The 14,736-nt window shown below is 63.3% G+C and carries 18 protein-coding genes and 1 tRNA gene; 9 read left to right on the forward strand and 10 right to left on the reverse strand.

The window, feature by feature from the left end; all coding sequences use genetic code 11:
- Positions 1-167: 167 nt before the first annotated feature.
- The 4 genes from B3T59_RS16320 to B3T59_RS16335 all read right to left on the reverse strand — a co-directional run bounded on the left by B3T59_RS16320 (position 168) and on the right by B3T59_RS16335 (position 1,842).
- Positions 168-500 (reverse strand): type II toxin-antitoxin system PemK/MazF family toxin, encoded by a 333-nt coding sequence (locus B3T59_RS16320; RefSeq protein ID WP_064861340.1) that lies wholly within the window; start codon positions 498-500, stop codon positions 168-170.
- Positions 497-706, reverse strand: a complete 210-nt coding sequence (locus tag B3T59_RS16325) for an antitoxin MazE-like protein (protein WP_064861341.1) — start codon at positions 704-706, stop codon at positions 497-499. The genes B3T59_RS16320 and B3T59_RS16325 overlap by 4 nt, the downstream gene beginning before the upstream one ends.
- 361 nt (positions 707-1,067) lie before the next feature.
- Positions 1,068-1,742, reverse strand: a complete 675-nt coding sequence (locus tag B3T59_RS16330; RefSeq protein WP_197502265.1) for an SDR family NAD(P)-dependent oxidoreductase — start codon at positions 1,740-1,742, stop codon at positions 1,068-1,070.
- Positions 1,672-1,842 (reverse strand): SDR family NAD(P)-dependent oxidoreductase, encoded by a 171-nt coding sequence (locus B3T59_RS16335; protein WP_269446974.1) that lies wholly within the window; start codon positions 1,840-1,842, stop codon positions 1,672-1,674. Before B3T59_RS16335 ends, B3T59_RS16330 begins: the two co-directional genes overlap by 71 nt.
- Before the next feature lie 60 nt (positions 1,843-1,902).
- Here B3T59_RS16335 and B3T59_RS16340 point away from each other — a divergent pair, with 60 nt between their 5' ends.
- Positions 1,903-2,337, forward strand: a complete 435-nt coding sequence (locus B3T59_RS16340; RefSeq protein WP_082933493.1) for a MarR family winged helix-turn-helix transcriptional regulator — start codon at positions 1,903-1,905, stop codon at positions 2,335-2,337.
- Positions 2,338-2,410: 73 nt separating this feature from the next.
- Positions 2,411-2,605, forward strand: a complete 195-nt coding sequence (locus B3T59_RS16345) for a hypothetical protein (protein ID WP_064861342.1) — start codon at positions 2,411-2,413, stop codon at positions 2,603-2,605.
- Positions 2,606-2,643: 38 nt separating this feature from the next.
- Here B3T59_RS16345 and B3T59_RS16350 read toward each other — a convergent pair whose 3' ends face one another.
- Entirely contained in the window at positions 2,644-3,099 is a 456-nt protein-coding gene (locus B3T59_RS16350; RefSeq protein ID WP_064861343.1) for a MarR family winged helix-turn-helix transcriptional regulator, read from the reverse strand.
- 62 nt (positions 3,100-3,161) lie between these two features.
- On the opposite strand from B3T59_RS16350, the gene B3T59_RS16355 reads away from it, so the two are divergent.
- Positions 3,162-3,530, forward strand: a complete 369-nt coding sequence (locus B3T59_RS16355) for a VOC family protein (protein WP_064861344.1) — start codon at positions 3,162-3,164, stop codon at positions 3,528-3,530.
- On the opposite strand, the gene B3T59_RS16360 is transcribed toward B3T59_RS16355, so the two are convergent.
- Positions 3,515-4,729: a DUF2235 domain-containing protein gene (locus B3T59_RS16360; RefSeq protein ID WP_287004331.1), complete on the reverse strand. Its 1,215-nt coding sequence runs from the start codon at positions 4,727-4,729 to the stop codon at positions 3,515-3,517. The genes B3T59_RS16355 and B3T59_RS16360 overlap by 16 nt on opposite strands.
- A gap of 208 nt (positions 4,730-4,937) precedes the next feature.
- Here B3T59_RS16360 and B3T59_RS16365 point away from each other — a divergent pair, with 208 nt between their 5' ends.
- The gene (locus B3T59_RS16365) at positions 4,938-6,470 is read left to right on the forward strand and encodes an MFS transporter (protein WP_197502264.1); all 1,533 of its coding nucleotides are present in this window, start codon (positions 4,938-4,940) and stop codon (positions 6,468-6,470) included.
- Positions 6,471-6,580: 110 nt separating this feature from the next.
- On the forward strand, positions 6,581-7,159 hold the full coding sequence (locus tag B3T59_RS16370) for an alpha/beta hydrolase (protein WP_308204814.1): 579 nt from the start codon (positions 6,581-6,583) through the stop codon (positions 7,157-7,159).
- Between the two features lie 24 nt (positions 7,160-7,183).
- Here the strand turns inward: B3T59_RS16370 and B3T59_RS16375 are convergent, their stop codons facing one another.
- Complete coding sequence (locus B3T59_RS16375) at positions 7,184-7,615, reverse strand: PPOX class F420-dependent oxidoreductase (protein ID WP_064861362.1); 432 nt, start codon at positions 7,613-7,615, stop codon at positions 7,184-7,186.
- A 68-nt stretch (positions 7,616-7,683) separates the two neighbouring features.
- On the opposite strand from B3T59_RS16375, the gene B3T59_RS16380 reads away from it, so the two are divergent.
- Positions 7,684-8,304 (forward strand): LysE family transporter, encoded by a 621-nt coding sequence (locus B3T59_RS16380; RefSeq protein WP_251723975.1) that lies wholly within the window; start codon positions 7,684-7,686, stop codon positions 8,302-8,304.
- Between the two features lie 72 nt (positions 8,305-8,376).
- Positions 8,377-9,078 carry a M24 family metallopeptidase gene (locus tag B3T59_RS16385; protein ID WP_287004333.1) on the forward strand — a complete coding sequence of 234 codons (702 nt, stop codon included), beginning with the start codon at positions 8,377-8,379 and terminating at the stop codon, positions 9,076-9,078.
- Between the two features lie 331 nt (positions 9,079-9,409).
- Here the strand turns inward: B3T59_RS16385 and B3T59_RS16390 are convergent.
- From B3T59_RS16390 to B3T59_RS16400, 3 genes are all read right to left on the reverse strand, one after another.
- Positions 9,410-9,480 (reverse strand) — tRNA-Cys (locus tag B3T59_RS16390).
- A 539-nt stretch (positions 9,481-10,019) separates the two neighbouring features.
- Positions 10,020-10,913: a hypothetical protein gene (locus B3T59_RS16395; RefSeq protein WP_287004334.1), complete on the reverse strand. Its 894-nt coding sequence runs from the start codon at positions 10,911-10,913 to the stop codon at positions 10,020-10,022.
- Between the two features lie 10 nt (positions 10,914-10,923).
- The gene (locus tag B3T59_RS16400; protein ID WP_287004335.1) at positions 10,924-11,730 is read right to left on the reverse strand and encodes a GNAT family N-acetyltransferase; all 807 of its coding nucleotides are present in this window, start codon (positions 11,728-11,730) and stop codon (positions 10,924-10,926) included.
- A gap of 58 nt (positions 11,731-11,788) precedes the next feature.
- Between B3T59_RS16400 and B3T59_RS16405 the strand changes: the two genes are divergently transcribed.
- Complete coding sequence (locus tag B3T59_RS16405; RefSeq protein WP_085941945.1) at positions 11,789-12,232, forward strand: Fur family transcriptional regulator; 444 nt, start codon at positions 11,789-11,791, stop codon at positions 12,230-12,232.
- A 36-nt stretch (positions 12,233-12,268) separates the two neighbouring features.
- Positions 12,269-14,500, forward strand: coding sequence for a catalase/peroxidase HPI (gene katG, locus B3T59_RS16410; RefSeq protein ID WP_251723979.1), 2,232 nt, complete (start codon positions 12,269-12,271; stop codon positions 14,498-14,500).
- Positions 14,501-14,736: the final 236 nt, after the last annotated feature.

Here is a 14,736-nt window from a genome sequence, read left to right on the forward strand (position 1 = left end):
CGATATTGACGGTATCCAGTAGGGCACTGCATCACGCGTTGCGCAGCAACAGAACTCTGTCGGCGATAGTGCGAACACCCGGGTTCGCGGGCCTCAAGTAGCTGGCACTTGTCTCAGATTCTTCATCACCCACAACCACCCCACGCCGTACGCCATTGCGCATGACGTCATCGCGCAAGTCCCAGAAACGCCATCAACGAGCGTTCGACTTCGATGAGCTGTTCGGATGTCAGACGGCCGACACGCGTCTGAACATTTGACCGTCGTACCGTAGTTAGCTTGTCAACCATCACGTCACTGTCGCTGTCGAGACCCGAGATCGCGTCGCGATCACCCGGGATACGAATCCGAAACAAGGGCGCATCGATGAGCTGGCTCGTCATCGGCGCAACTACCACCGACAGGGTTGAATCAAAAAGGTCATCCTGCATGATGACGGCCGGCCGCGGCTTGGACGCATACACACCACCCGCAACGGTCCAGATTTCGCCGCGAATCACGCCTCGTCGTCCCAAGGCGCGGCGACAGCCTCGACGAAATCCTGCTCATCCCCGTCGGCGTCGGCCTCTGCCACGAGGGCTGACTGCTTGTGGGCTTGCGCGGCAAACTCTGGCGTTCGGACGTCAGGAACCCAGACCTGCAACGGCCGCAAACCGCGCTCACGCATCCGGCGCCTGTACTCGCCGACCCGGTCCTTCACTGCCATGACTACACGTTACATGTAACGATCCGCACTGGCCACGCGCACAGCCCCCACGATGACTATGCAGGAATCGAATATCCAGAATTACCGGTAAACCACTGCACATTGCATCCCCCTGATTGCTTGTCATCCGACCCGCGCCGGGAAATATCGTCTCTCTGATGGCATCGGGGCCGTGTCGCGGGCTCGGTGGTCTTCGCGGCCTGGCCACCCCTCGGAGTCGCGTCACGTCTAACCTGCACGGGTCGCAGTCCGCGCTCACGCAATCCGGCGCCTGTACTCACCGACCCTGTCCCGCGCTCGGCGACGGTTTTGCCTCGCGTCTCCCCCTGTGTCCCTACGCAGTTACTTGGCACAAGGCCGCCTAGCGAGGACGAATCGAATAGTCTGCCACCGGAAACCTTGTCGACGCGGCGTCAAACATCTCCCGATCCATTTCACGACGTCTGAGCACGGCTGGCGAATCGGTGGCGCTGTAGCCGATTTCGTCAACGCGCCCTTCAACGAGTGCGTCGAACACGGCATCGACGAATTCCTCCACCGGCGCGCCGTGTACGTGTCCGTGTCCCGCCAACTGAGTTGCCACCGCCGGTGGGATGACCTCGACGACCCGAACCCCTGTGTGACGCAAGGCGAAACGAAGATTGATCGTATAACTGTGCATTGCAGCCTTACAGGCGCTGTAGACAGGAGCAAACGGCTGCGGGATGAGAGCACCGCCCGAGGTGACGTTCACAATCACCGACGGTCGGGAGTGCTTCGTCAGGAGAGGCGCGAGTAGCGCATTCAGGTGAATCGGCCCAGCGAGCAGTGTGTCGATTTCCACCTGCCGCTGATGCCAGGGAGCGCCGTCGACCGCAAGAGGCACCCGGCGCTGAACGCCCGCATTGTTGACGAGCGTATCGATCTCGGGCATCTCGGCAAGAACATGTGCGGCAAGCCGTTCCCGATCGATCGGCGCTGAAACGTCACTGACGACGGTCTCGAGTCCGGGGGTTCCCCTGCGCCGCGTGGCGCAGGGCGTCGGCCGATCGACCAGTCACCATGACGCGGTCGCCCCGCTCGGCGTACCGCTGCGCAAGCGCCAATCCGATACCGGCACTGCCGCCCGTGATCAGAACCGATCTCGATGTTGACATGTCAACATGGTGCATCGAGTCGGTTGACATGTCAACATCGTCCTTCGTAGAGTCCGGCGAATGACGACATCGCGATTGAACGACACCGAACTGCTGCACTGGCAACAGTGGAAACGGGCCGCCGATCGGGTGTGGTCGTCGACGGTCAACCAGATCACCGCGGAGACAGGGCTGTCGGGAGCCGATTTTTCTGTTCTGACCCGGGTAGCCGAGTCCGATGGTAACCGCATTCGACAAGCGCGCCTCGCGGAATTGTTGGGATGGGAGCGAAGCAGGCTCTCTCGGCAAATCTCACGAATGGTCGACAGAGGACTACTCACTCGCGATGTGGCGCAAGGGGTTCGGACGATCAGCACCACAGAGGCAGGGCAGTCTCAGGTGGTTCGCGCCCGTCACGCGCATTCAAGAGCTGTGCGAACACATCTGTTCGACCACATCGAGTCCAAAGACGCCGACGCATTCTGGAGGGTGATCGACGCCTTGACGCGCGAATGAGACTACGAATCGCGCCTCCAAGGCGCTACTACAATTGATCCCACATGCCACACCTTGACGCAGCACGCACCCGATGCTGATCATCAGCATCACCCTCGGCGTGGCCGCGTCCGCGTGCGCGCTCGCCGCCGCCTACGTCTACCTTCACGAAAACCCCAAGCGCGACAACATCGCTCGCGACCATCTTGCTCGACGCTGGCTCGTCGCCACCGCCGTTCTCGGGTTCTCAGTTGTCCTCGTGCGATTCGTTTGGCTGCTGGTGCAGTAGTTCCGCGAAACCGTTAACGAAGCAACACAATCGATGCGTCAGCGAAGCGACCGGCTCATCTGTTTGAGGGCACGTAACAGCGACGCTTGTTCGACGTCGCTGAGGCCAGAGAGCATCCGCTCCTCCACCGAACGTACAGCCGCAGAAGCCTTCTCGAGCTTGCGGCGCCCACGGGGCGTGAGCCGTGCAGGAAGCACTCTGCCCACGGGCGCGGCGTCGGGTCTGGTGACATAGCCATCCCGTTCCAGTCCTTGCAGTAAGACGCTCATCGCTTGACGTGTGATGAACGTGCCACGGGCCAGTTCGGAATTCGACAGACCAGCTCGCTGCGCAAGCAGCTCAAGACACGAGTACTGGGTGACGCTTAGACCGAGCGGTCGGAGAACGTCCTCCATCGCTGCGCGGAGTGCGCTTGCCACCACCTTGAGGGCATACCCCACAGAGGTTTCTAGTTCGACGGTCTCCCGTTCGACGCCGCTTCCGTCTTGACTCATGTCAACATATTGACATACAGTCTCCTATGTCAGTTTATTGACACTCGATTCCGGAGGAAAACATGCCCGTCAGCGGTCCCGACTTCATCTCCCTACAAACACGCAACCTCGAAGCATCCCAGGCGTTCTACGAGAAGTACCTTGGCTTGGTCCGCTCCCCGGCGGGGCCTCCGCACGCGGTCGTGTTCGACACCAAGCCGATCACCTTCGCCCTGCGAGATCTGATTCCCGGCACCGACCTCGACGCCGTCTCTCAACCCGGTATCGGCGCAGCAATCTGGCTTCACGCCACCGGTGTGCAGGAGATCCACGACGCCCTCGTCGCGGATGGATACACCATCGTGTCAGAACCCATCGATGGCCCATTTGGACGGACATTCGCATTCGCCGACCCCGACGGCTATCACATCACTCTTCACGATCGCGCCTGAACCGCGCCCGCCTGGTGCTGTCTGCTCACCGATGCGAAAGTCACTGCGGCAACGACGAATTTGTCACGCTCGGCGGACGACGCCCCCAGTGCGTCGAACCACGGCATCAAGTTCGGGTTCGCGGGGCGTCTGACGGCAGACCGTTCCACACTGACATCACATGCGGGCGCATAGCCGAGTCCCGGCACAGCGACCGTCGGTGCGAAGTTGCGCCACCCGCCGACGAAGAGCGGAACGTACGGTGCGACTTTGCGACGTATCGACTCCTGCACCGCACTGAACACATTGCTGATCCGGTAGGCGATCGACAGGGAATTGTGCTCGGTCACGCTCTCGTCGTCGCGACATAGAGTGGTGCCCAACCGTTTCCAGTCAATGGCCACACCAGAGCGTCGATCGTCGCGGGTCGTTGCCTCAGATGCCATCCACAGCAACGATTTATCGGAGTAGTAGCAATTCTCGTACCCTCCCCCGACGTCGCTGTGCACACCGTCGAACCAGACCTGGCTGATGTCGGCGTGCTGGCCTCCCCAGAGGCAGGGCGCGAAGACTCGTCGACGCTCGGCGATCCCCAACGCGTGCCTGGCGGTCTTCACCATCGGCGAGAGCGTCACGTCGTGGAACTTGTACTTCGCGCGGGCGATTCCCGGAACACCCAGAGCGCCAACAGTATCGAACACCCCGAGGAATTCGATGCGTACCTCGCCACGCACGTGGGTGTGCTTGTCGATGGCCGCAAGCGCGCGCTCGTGCACGGGATCGGCGGGAGGAGTCTCTGTGGAACTCTTCGCGCGCGGCCGGTTGCGGTAGAGGTCCATCGCTGTGGGCAACTGACCCTCCGCAACCCCCATCGGGGTGAGCAGTCCGACATGCGCGATCAAGCCGCACAGACTCCTGGCCGTGTATGCGCCGCGGCTGAATCCGAACACAAAGATGCGGTCGCCAGGTTCGTAGTTCAGCGCGAGGAATCGATAGCAGTCGACGATCGCGTCGTCGAGGCCCACACCGAATGCGCCGGCAACCATCCGTTCGATCCGACTACCAGTTGATCCGACGCCGCGCGCGTAATGCACGATCTGGGTCTCGCCATCGAAGCCGCTGGGCGCAATCGAGCGCGCGATCTTTTCGACGTTCGAGACGTATCGATCGTCGGAGTTCTTCCACGTCCCGTCACAGCACACCACGAGATTCTTGGTCATGCTGTCGACGCTAGGGCTCCGACTATGCGCCCACACGCGTAGCGCGGTACGTGTTTGCGTTCGGGTCAGCCGATCGCGTGTTGCGTAGTCGGGCCAGATCGACGCCGAGGGAAAAAAATCGGAACCCAGATTCATCGAGGACCGGATGTGTCCCCTATCCCCCATAGCGTCGTCGTTGTCAGATCAACCCGCCACACAGGAGCACCTGATGACGACAGCACCGCTTGAGCCCGCCGACGACAATGTCGTCGAACTCTCCCGTGTCACCACCCGACGATCGCCTGAATCATCGCCTCAAGCAACACCTTCCGGCACCACGCCAGGTATTGCGGGCAAGGCACGAACGATCGCGCTGATCTGCTTGCTCGCCGCGTCGTTCATGGAACTCATGGACGCAACCGTCGTCAACGTCGCGCTTCGCACGATGCAGGTCGATCTCGGCGCCTCCGCAGTGAGTCTGCAGTGGATCGTCGCCGGCTATCCACTCACCTACGCCGTGGGACTGATCCTCGGTGCACGGCTCGGCGACAACTTCGGCCGACGCAAGCTCTTCGTCGTCGGTCTCGCTGCGTTCGGACTCGCTTCTCTGGCATGTGGACTCGCGGCCGGGCCCACCGAGCTCGTCGTCTTTCGCCTCGTCCAAGGAGTGGCGGCAGCACTGATGGTGCCGCAGGTGCTGAGCAACATCCAGGTGCTGTATCCACCGGCCGAGCGCGGTAAGGCGATGGGCATGTTCACGTCGGTCACCGGTCTCGCGGCGGTCACCGGACCCATCCTGGGAGCCGTGATTGCCGACGGTGATTGGTTCGGGTTGTCATGGCGACCGGTATTCCTGATCAACGTGCCGCTCGCAGTGCTCGCTATCGCGGCAGCGATCGCCTTCATCCCCGAGTCACGCTCGGCGATCAAAGCACCCATCACAGCCGGTACGGCGCTGCTCCTGGGCGGCTCGCTGGCGGCGATCATGCTTCCGATCACACTCGGACCTGAAAATGATTGGCCGGCTTGGGGATTCGCCGTGATGGCTGCTGGTGTTGCCGGGCTCTGGGTGTTCGGACTCCGACAGGTGCGTTCGGCTCGACGCGGCGTCGAACCCATGGTCCCGCCGGCCTTGTTCGCCACTCGCTCATTTTCGGTCGGGCTCGCGGCATTCACGGCGCTGATGGTCCCCACCGGCGGATACTTCCTGGTCCAGTCGTTGCACGTCCAGCTAGCGCTCGGCTGGTCGGTACTTCACACGGGCCTCATGTGGATTCCGTTCTCGCTCGCAGTGCCGATCTCGGCTGGTCTCGCCGCGACGGTGCTCGTCGCACGATTCGGTAAGCGGGTCCTGCAGGTCGGAGGTGCGGTGTTCATCGTCGGCATGCTGCTGATGGCCTTCGCCGAACAATCGGCGCATCCCGCATTGTGGTTTGCCGCAGCTCTGACCGTCGCGGGGCTTGGCTTCGGCGGGATCGTCGGCTCGGCTGGGCTGCTGGTACTCAACGACGTTCCGGTGCGCCTCGCAGGTGCGGCGTCGGGCGTCTTCAACACCGCCCAGGCACTCGCGGTGTCGTTCGGCGCCGCGGTCGTCGGGACCGTGTATACGTCGGTCGGAGAATCGTCAGGGCTCGAGCGCGCCTACCACGCCTCACTGATCGTCATGATCGGGTTCATCGTGGTGGGCGCCCTGATCGCCCAGGCATTGCGCACCTCGGCCACGACGTCCGACGCAACTGACCTCGAACCCGTGGTCGCGTAACGTCTCACCTGATTTCGCTGTCGGACGACGGGGGCCTGCACCAGCAGGCCCCCGTCGCCGCCGTTAACACGTGGTTGCCAACCAATTCACGGCCGACGCACCCAGCACCGATGAGTTCCGATGCGGCGCTGAGTCACAATCTTCGAGAACCCGGCGTCGACACAGAGGGACACAAGATGGCCACTGAGATGCTGTTCCTGCACGGAGCGGGCGGATTTCACGACGATCAGCCGCTGGCCGCTGCGCTGGGAAGCGAACTCGATGCGCATGTTTCGATGCCGGAGTTGCCCGACGAGGACATGTCGGTCTCGGCATGGACGTCGGCGATCCGCCCGTATGTCGACGAGCTGACTGACTCCGACGTGCTTGTGGCCCATTCGTTCGGTGCGTCGATGTTGCTCGCACTGTTGAGCGCAATGGCGACGCCTCCGCCGCGCGCGTTTCTACTGGCGATGCCGAACTGGGGCGATCAGGGCTGGGCAGTCGCCGACTACGACTTCATCGGCCCGGAACCGACGACGGCCCTCTCGCTGCATCACTGCGAGGACGACGACGTCGTGCCCGTCAGCCACGTGGCGCTCAACCAGCGGCTCCTGCCATCAGCAGACGTTCGCCTCCACGAAGTAGGTGGACATCAATTCGACGGATGCGCCTCGCTCGTCGCTGCCGGCATTCGTGCGCACAGATGACGCCCACACCCGACCGGCCACCGCTCAGCGAAGTTTGGCGCCGTACACCCGCGTAACGGTCAGCTTGAGCAGCACGCGCCTATCGCTGACCATCACTTCGCGGTATTCGGCCCAATCCGGATGCTCGCCCGCGCCCAGGCGGTAGTAGTCGACCAATGCATCGATCTCGGGACCGTCAGGATCGCTCGACGGGCCGATCAGTTCGGCGGTTCCCTCTGCCGTGGCCCAGGTGAAGCCGTCGGCGCTGGTGTATTCAATGGCGGCGCGTGGATCCCGGCGGAGGTTGGCGGTCTTCGCACGTCCGTCGGTCATGGATACGTAAATCGTGTCGGACTCACGGTCGTACACCGAGGTGACCGGTGAGAGTTGAGGAAGTCCGTTCGCCTTGATGGTGGCGAGGATGGCGATCGACGTGTCGGCGATCAGGTCACGGGGGTCGTACTGCTCGTCAGTCATGGTTGTGGCAACCGTCACCGAGCCGGGGGCATTCCCGTGCATCGTCGACTCACCACTACCCTCTGCCCGTGACTTTCTCGACCTGGGCGGCGCTGCTGACTGCGTGCGTACTGATCAGCTTCACCCCGGGCGCCGGCGCGATCAACACGATGAGCAACGCCATGAATGTCGGATTCCGACGCGCAGTCTGGGGTGTGCTCGGTCAACAGGTCGCGCTGCTCATCCAACTCCTCATCGTCGCCGCAGGCCTCGGCGTGATCATCTCCCGATCGCACACCGCGTTCCAGGTCATCCGCTACACCGGCGCGGCGTACCTCATCTACCTCGGAATCCGACAGTTCTTCCGACGGCCCGACATGTCCGACGAGGCAAACGTGGCCGTGTACAACGAATCGGCCGCGTCGATGTTCGTACGAGGACTCTGGGTCAACCTACTGAACCCGAAGGCGATCGTGTTTCTGCTCGCGTTCATACCGGGATTCGTTCGCCCAAACGATCCCCAGCTGATCCAGTACTTGGTCATCGGAGTGACGATGGTGGTCGTCGACGTGATCGTGATGTGGTTCTTCTTTGCCCTGATAGCACGGGGATTCGCGCGCGTCACGCGGACCGAGCAGGGCCAACGTCGTCTCAACCGTGTTTTCGGCGTTCTCTTCGTCGCCGTCGGCGTCATGCTCGCGATTGTGTGACGATGTTCGAGGCAAGAGCACTCGAAGGCTTCACAATTGCAAGCAGTACCAGCGTCCACTGGAGGACTCACGATGTCATCGCCTGAGATCGACGATCGAGCACGCGTCGAGAGCCTCCTCGACGCGCAGACCAAGGCTGAACGACTCTTCGACGAGGTGGAGCGGCGCGGCATGATCCGCGCGGGAATCGGCGAACGCGCACTCTCCGACGAGATCCGTGACCTCGCCGCCGAGATGTTCGGCGTCACGCGTCACTGGCACAAACGAATCGTCCGCGCCGGAGAGAACACGCTGGAGACCTTCCGCGCCAACCCACCGGACCGGATCATCGCCGACGACGACATACTGTTCCTCGACTTCGGGCCGATCTTCGAAGAATGGGAAGCCGACTTCGGCCGCACGTTCGTCCTGGGCGACGACGCACTCAAGCGACGTCTCGCCGACGACCTGCCCCGAGTCTGGGAAGCCGGCCGCGCCTACTTTCGTGCGCATCCCGAGATCACCGGGGCCGAATTGTTCGACCACGTAGTCGAACTCAGCGAGGAAGCCGGATGGGATTTCGGTGGCGAGATCGCCGGACACCTCGTCGGCGAGTTCCCGCACGAGAAGATCTCCGGCGACGAAATCGAGAGTTACGTCGCGCCAGGTTCATCAGGTCCCATGCGTCGCCTGGATCCGTCTGGGCGCGTGTGCCATTGGATTCTCGAGGTGCACCTCGTCGAGCCCGACCGTCAATTCGGTGGCTTCTACGAGGAACTCCTCGACCTTCCGTGAACAAAGTTGTGTGTGCGGGGAATGAGACTACTTCCCCACTGCCGGTGACCTTTTGCGCGCTGTATTCCCTGCCGGGTTTGCGGCGTGTCCACCGCCTCTCGACGGTAGTCACCATGTCCAGTGCCGTGACGTGGCACCATACGTTACGACGACCGCTTCTCCACCGCTGTCACGTCGAAGAAAGACTGGCCGGTCTCTCCGCTACCGTTACTGGCGCGTGAACGTCACTCGGGCCTTGCGGGCTCGAAGGCGCCCTGATTCGCCTTGCGGCGTCAGGGATTAGGACACTGTCGCGATGTCGTCGGGAAGAGGCTTTCGCTTGTGTGGTGGGAGCCACGCTGGACTTGAACCAGCAACCTGCCATTCTGCAAATGACCGCTCTGCCAATTGAGCTAGTGTCGCGTCGACTGAGGATGTGCTCTTCCGCGCGGTTCCGGGCCTTTTGAACCCAGAATGCCGCACACCCTCGACCTTTCGGATGTCGGTCCTACTCGATCTCTCCTGCCTCGGCGAAGCCGCCACGCCCCGCCTCCACAGTCATGGAACACGCCCTCGACTGAACCATCTCGGACTCAAATTCCCTCCCTCACCGCAACATTCGTCACCACTGACCACACCTGGCAGGTGTCGGGTCACCGATCGGCTCTCCCGGCTCTCACCATCAGATCGCTTCGACGTTGCCTCCACCCTGGGGTGAAGGTTCCGGCTCGGAGTGCATGGGGTACCGGAACTTCTCCCGGCGACGGATGTCACCCGCCTTTCACCGGATCACTCCGGCTTATGCGCCATGCCGCATTCGTATGTCGATGTAGTTGTCAAACGTACTGCACCACTTGGGTTGTCGTCGTCAAGCAGTGCGAGTAGCGACTCTAAGCGGTCGGTCCACGACGCACAACAGATTTTCTGCCGATTCCGCGAAAACCGACGCTGAGCGGTACTTCTCAGTTCCGATCGGCGTCGTCCGACAGTTCGTCGAGACGCTGCTGTGCGCGCGATCGCGCGTCGGATGCCGACTCCAGAGCGGTCGCGGCTTCGTCCCGCTGTGACCGCGCTGTCTCCGCCGCTCGCTGGGCGAAGCGCTGCTCCTGTTCGGCACGATCCAGTTCCGCGCGCATCCGCGCGACTCGGCCCGCGAGATCGGTAGCGGCGCGCTCGGCATCGTCGACGCTGCGCTGAGCGCTATCGAGTTCGACGGTCGCCGAGTCGACGTCGGCGGTGTGTCGATCGAGAAGTGCTCTGGCGGCGTCTATCTCCGCCGCGCGGTCGGCCGTCGAACCCTCTTCAGCGGTGGACGAGGGTTCGGGCATCTCTGCGGTCGCCTCGTCGGCGGGTCCCGGCGAATCGGCGAGCGCCACCAGCCCGGCCGGGCCGAAGCCGCTGTACTCCATCGCGGTGACCAGCCGACCGCGACGCAGCAAGTCGGCCACCTGTTCGTCGCCGATCGCCGCACGCAGTGTCTGAACAGCCTCTCGTTCGACCGTCGTGCTCATACCCGCGCCGATCTCGGTGGCGAACGACCGTAGGTGCTCGAGCGCAGTCTGCACCACATCGCGTCGTCGTGTTGACAGCTTCCGCAGGAGTTCGGCCGACGAGCGACGCTGCGCCTCGCGGAGTTCGTCGGCAACGCTGAGCAGGGGGTCGAGATCCGTCGGCGAACGTCGAATCCACTGGTTGAGCAACCAGGCGACCTGCGTCGGCTTGCGCGCACGCGCGATGTCGAGGGCGAGCCCGGGAGCATCGGCCGCGCGTGCCGAACGTGTCAGTTCGCGCCTACGTGAGACGAATTCACTTGGTGCGCAACCATACAACTCGTCGAGAGCGTCGTCGAGGTCCACGCGCGAACCCTCAGATGCCGAACTCGATGATCGCTCGCTCGCCGAACTTCCGAAAGCCCATGCGCTGCAACAGCGGCGACGATGTGGCGGTCTCGGCGTGCACGAGCCCGAGCGAGGCTCCCCGACGTCGCGCGTCGTGTAGTCGAGCGACGATCAACGCGCGGTAGATGCCGCGACCCCGATGAGCGGGCAGGACGGCACCACCCCACATGCGAGCGACCTCACCCTCGATCGTGTAGCCACCGGCGCCGGCCGCGTCGAGACCGTCGCGCGATGAGACGCCAGCCACGAAAAGGCCGGGCGGCGTGTCGTTCCGCGTGGCAGCGTCGTCGAGGATGGGTGGCGGAAAACCCCAGGCGTCGAGGGAGATTCGGGCGAACTCGGCGATTCCGGCATCATCGTCGACGCGGCGCGCAACCACGTCGTCGGGCATCGGTATCCGGTCGACGATCTCGACCGCCGTCTTGAGCGCGACGATGTCGCGGACGGCGATCGTAGTGGCATCGCGTCGCTCGAGTTCGGCATCGTCGATACCCCCGAACAGTCCCGGCGCGCGTGTGAAGCGCACTCGTCGAGTGTCGAGTCGGCTCGCGTGGGCAGCAGCCTCATCGAGCACAACGATCGGATCGCGTTGTGCCCCGTGATAGTTCAGGAGGGTGGCGATTCCGTCGATCACATAGAACTCGTAACCGTCGATCTCGAGATGACGCGAGCCGACCGGATGCCAGGACGATGTCCACCGTATCGACTCAGCGCGTACGCGCTCCGGTGTCCACATCACCAGACCAGCGTGCCACAGCGGAGACGCGCCGATCACGCCGTCTCAGTTTGAGAGAAATCCTGAATCATTCCAGAATGCGTTGCATACTGTCGAGGTGTCCCCCACGCCGGAGTACGCAGACCAACTGCGTGCAGCCGAACTTCGAGTGACCCGTCCGCGGGTCGCGGTGCTGCAGGCCGTGAACACCCACGCGCACGCCGACACGGAGACCATTTTTCTCGCTACACGCACGATGTTGCCCGACGTCTCACGGCAGGCGGTGTACGACGTACTCGGTGCGCTGACCGACGCCGGACTCGTCCGACGCATCCAGCCGTCCGGTCTCGTCGCCCGCTACGAGGCGCGGGTCGGCGACAACCATCACCACACCGTGTGCCGTTCATGCGGCGCGATCGGCGATGTCGATTGCGCTGCGGGAACAACGCCGTGCCTCACGGCATCCGACGACAACGGCTTTGTGCTCGACGAGGCCGAGGTCATCTATTGGGGCATATGCCCCGACTGCAACCCAACGTCCATACCGGGGTCACATTCGTGATCACAGCCCGAATCACCACTTACCGGAAGGAAGACAGTGTCTGAAGAGAAGTCAGCCCCCGAAGCTCCCCCCATCGGTGAGGCACAGACAGAGCCTGCCGAATCAGGTTGTCCGATGCACATCCGCCCACCGGTCGAAGGCGGCGGCAATCAGCAATGGTGGCCGGACAAGCTGAATCTGCGTGTGCTCGCCCACAATCCGCAGGTCATTCGTCCCCGCGAACCCGACTTCGACTACGACGCCGCGCTCGCCGACCTCGACGTCGACGCACTCGTCGGTGACCTCAAAGACGTCATGAAGGACTCGAAGTCGTGGTGGCCCGCCGACTTCGGTCACTACGGCCCCTTCTTCATCCGGATGTCTTGGCACGCAGCGGGCACCTACCGCGTCGAGGACGGCCGCGGCGGAGCCGGAACCGGAATGCAGCGTTTCGCCCCGCTGAACAGCTGGCCCGACAACGTGAGCCTGGACAAGGCACGACGACTGCTGTGGCCCGTGAAGAAGAAGTACGGCAAGGCTCTGTCGTGGGCCGATCTCCTGGTCCTCGCGGGAAACGTCGCGCTCGAGGACATGGGCCTGCCGACCAAGGGCTTCGCCTTCGGGCGTCCTGACGAGTGGGAGGCCGACGAGGTCTACTGGGGTGCCGAGTCGGTGTGGCTGGGCACCAACCTGCGCTACCAGGACGGTAAGCGCGAGCTCGAGGAGCCACTGGGTGCAACCACCATGGGTCTCATCTACGTGAATCCCGAAGGCCCGGAGGGTGTCCCGGACTACCTCGCGGCCGCAGCCGATATTCGCGAGACGTTCGGCCGGATGGCCATGAACGACGTGGAGACCGCAGCGCTGATCGTCGGCGGTCACACCTTCGGCAAGACGCACGGCAACGGCGACGCCGAGCTTCTCGGCCCCGAGCCCGAGGCCTCACCGCTCGAACAGATGGGTCTTGGTTGGAAGAATCCCCAGGGCACCGGCGTTGGCAACGACACGGTCACCAGTGGCCTCGAAGTGACGTGGACTCACACACCGACCAAGTGGGACAACAGCTTCCTCGAGATCCTGTACGGCAATGAGTGGGAACTCTTCAAGAGTCCCGCGGGCGCCAATCAGTGGCGGCCGAAGGACGGCGGCTGGGCCAATTCGGTGCCAATGGCCCAGGGCAACGGGAAGACCCACCCGTCGATGCTCACCACCGACCTGACGATGCGTTTCGACCCGATCTACGGGGAAATCACCCGCCGTTGGCTCGACCATCCCGAAGAACTCGCCGACGAGTTCGCGAAGGCGTGGTTCAAGCTCCTCCATCGCGACATGGGGCCTGCCATCCGCTACCGCGGTCCGCTCGTGCCGTCGGAAACCTACATCTGGCAGGACAACGTCCCCGCCGCCGAGGGTCCGCTGCTCTCCGATGCCGACGCCGACAGCCTGAAATCCGCGATCCTCGAGACCGGCCTCACCGTGCCGCAGCTCGTGTCCACGGCATGGAAGGCGGCGTCGACGTTCCGCGGTAGCGACTACCGCGGCGGCGCGAACGGCGGACGGCTGCGCTTGCAGCCGCAGCTGGGTTGGGAGTCCAGTGAGCCCGACGAGCTCGCTCAGGTCATCAGCAAACTGGAGCTGGTCGCCGAGCAGTTCAACGCCGAGCCCGGCACCAAGGTGTCGTTCGCGGATCTGGTTGTTCTCGGCGGAGCTGCCGCGATCGAGAAGGCCGCCGAGGACGCGGGCTTCTCGGTGACCGTCCCGTTCACCCCGGGTCGTACCGACGCAACCCAGGAACAGACCGACCAGGAGTCGTTCGCCTATCTCGAACCGAAGTACGACGGGTTCCGCAACTACGAGGGCAAGGGCAACGAGCTTCCCGCGGAGTACAACCTGGTCGACAAGGCCAACCTGTTGACGCTGTCGGCGCCGGAGATGACCGTGCTGGTCGGTGGTCTGCGCGTACTCGGCGCGAACTACAAGGGCTCGTCGCTCGGCGTGCTGACGACCAAGCCGGGCACGCTGACGAATGACTTCTTTGTCAACATCACCGACATGGACGTCGAATGGTCGCCGTCCCCCGCCGACGACGGCACCTATGTCGCCGTCGACCGGGAGTCGGGCGAGCAGAAGTGGACGGGTTCTAGGGTCGATCTCGCCTTCGGCTCGAACTCCGATCTGCGTGCACTCGCCGAGGTCTACGCCGAGGACGACTCGAAGCAGAAGTTCGTCGACGACTTCGTCGCCGCGTGGGCCAAGGTCATGGAACTCGACCGCTACGACCTGCACTGAGTCGACTCATCACCACCGATGCACCCCGCGGACATAATCCGCGGGGTGCATCGGTGTGTGTGGCAGACCACGTAGTCTTACGCCATTGCCCGACACGTCGAGTAACTCCCCCGTACTCGCGCGTAGCGCAACGATTCGACACAATCGTCCGGGGCCGCAAGTTTTACAGTCACGCGTGCGTCCGCATGGGCGTGACTCACACGCGGCCCTCAACCGCGGAGTTTCGTGCTTCGCAC

The organism is Gordonia sp. UBA7860, assembly GCF_002500165.1.
Classification (GTDB): Bacteria; Actinomycetota; Actinomycetes; order Mycobacteriales; family Mycobacteriaceae; genus Gordonia; species Gordonia sputi.